Origin of the sequence: Brachybacterium sp. AG952 (assembly GCF_004362645.1) — a bacterium.
Lineage (GTDB): Bacteria > Actinomycetota > Actinomycetes > Actinomycetales > Dermabacteraceae > Brachybacterium > Brachybacterium conglomeratum.
Map to the genome: position 1 here is coordinate 1 of NZ_SNXV01000012.1, position 1,543 is coordinate 1,543.

The window sequence follows — 1,543 nt, forward strand, 5'->3', positions numbered from 1 at the left end:
CGGCTATGACTGCCTCGATGACCTCCGCTCGAAACGACGCAGGCAACATCAGCAACTCCCTCCTCAGGAGTCGCACTCACCCGTTGAGGCGGCCTGAGCGATACCGGTTGAAGCCTGCCACTCGATCTGTGTACAGGGACGCACAGGGGTGGGGCACGACCCTCAGCGTCGGAGTTCCGGAGCACCGCCGGGCCGGCGTGGTGGGGAGGAGACGTCTCCGTCGAGCCGTGAGCAGGCCGTTGTGGATGCCTGGGACGGTTCGGTGCGACGACCTCCGATGCTGTCGGGATGTCCCGCGCTCCGAGCCCCCTGCCCGAGACACTGCGGCACACCGTCCTCTCCACCACCGAGGCGCTGGAGGCCGGGGTGGACCCGACGCGACTGACACGCAGCGACCTCCGGCCGCTGGTCCGAGGTCTCTGGGCGAGAGCAGACCGGACCGTCACCGAACGCGAGATCGTCGCCGCCCTGTGCAGGGTCGATCCGACGGCCTTCGCGGCAGGGCTCACGGCGGCGCGACTGTGGGGGATGCCCCTGCCCGGCGTCTTCTCGACGCCGGTGACCGAACCTTCCAGGCAGGCTCACGTGGTCGTGGGCTCGGAGATCCTTCCTCCGCGGGGCGGTGCCGTCGACAGACGGGTCCACATGGCTACACCCGGTAGGCGCCGGCAGGGCACCCGGCTTGTGCGCTGGAGTCGTGTGGAGGCAGAGACGGTGGGGCTCCTCGAGGCGCGGAACGGTCCGGCTGTCCGCCTCGTGTCCCGGGTCGGGACCTTCCTCAGCCTGGGCGCCGTCCTCGACGTCGGTGCGTTGGTGGCGATAGGTGACCACCTGGTCCGGAGCCCGCGTCAGGAGTACGAGGGACGGTCCCGGCCGTACGCCACGATCCCCGAGCTCGTCGCTGCGGCCGGCGGCCACCGTGGTCGCGGCGCTCGCCGGATGCGCGAGGCGATCGCACAGGTGAGGATGTCCAGCGATTCCCCGCCGGAGACCGCGCTGCGTCTCGCGATGGTCGCCGCCGGGCTGCCGGAGCCGCTCGCGAATGCCCCGGCACGTCAGGAGTGCGCGGGAGGGGAGGTCGTCGAGCTCGGCGAGCCGGATCTCCACTGGCCGCAGTGGAAGCTCGCGCTCGAGCACGTAGGTCCGTCCCATCTGGACCGTCGGCAGCAGGAGCTTGACATCGACCGAGGGGACCGGCGACGTGATGCGGGGTGGGTGGAGCTGCGTACGACGGCGAAGGATCTCCGAGCCGGCTGCGCTCCGGCGGTGGCGAAGGTGCGTCGCGAGCTGGTGCGAGGCGGGTGGCGGCCGGACTGAGCGCGGCTCGCTGCTGGGTGGAGAGCGGCGCGCCGCGGGGCTGAGCCGGGCGACCAGCCGCTCCTCGGCGGAAAGGTGGGTGTGGAGGCCCGCCGACGAGATCGAGTGGCAGGTTTCCACCGGTATCGCTCAGGCCGCTTCAGTCGGTGAGTGCGACCGTGGTGATCAGTTCGTCGAGTGTCTCACTGGGGGTGGCGCCGTCGAGGATGACTCGGGGTCTTGCGTT

The 1,543-nt window shown here is 70.8% G+C and carries 1 protein-coding gene; it reads left to right on the forward strand.

The genetic code is table 11. The features are described 5' to 3' along the window. Nucleotides 1-966: 966 nt before the first annotated feature. Nucleotides 967-1,317, forward strand: coding sequence for a hypothetical protein (locus DEU31_RS16645; RefSeq protein WP_133677949.1), 351 nt, complete (start codon nucleotides 967-969; stop codon nucleotides 1,315-1,317). Nucleotides 1,318-1,543 lie beyond the last annotated feature (226 nt).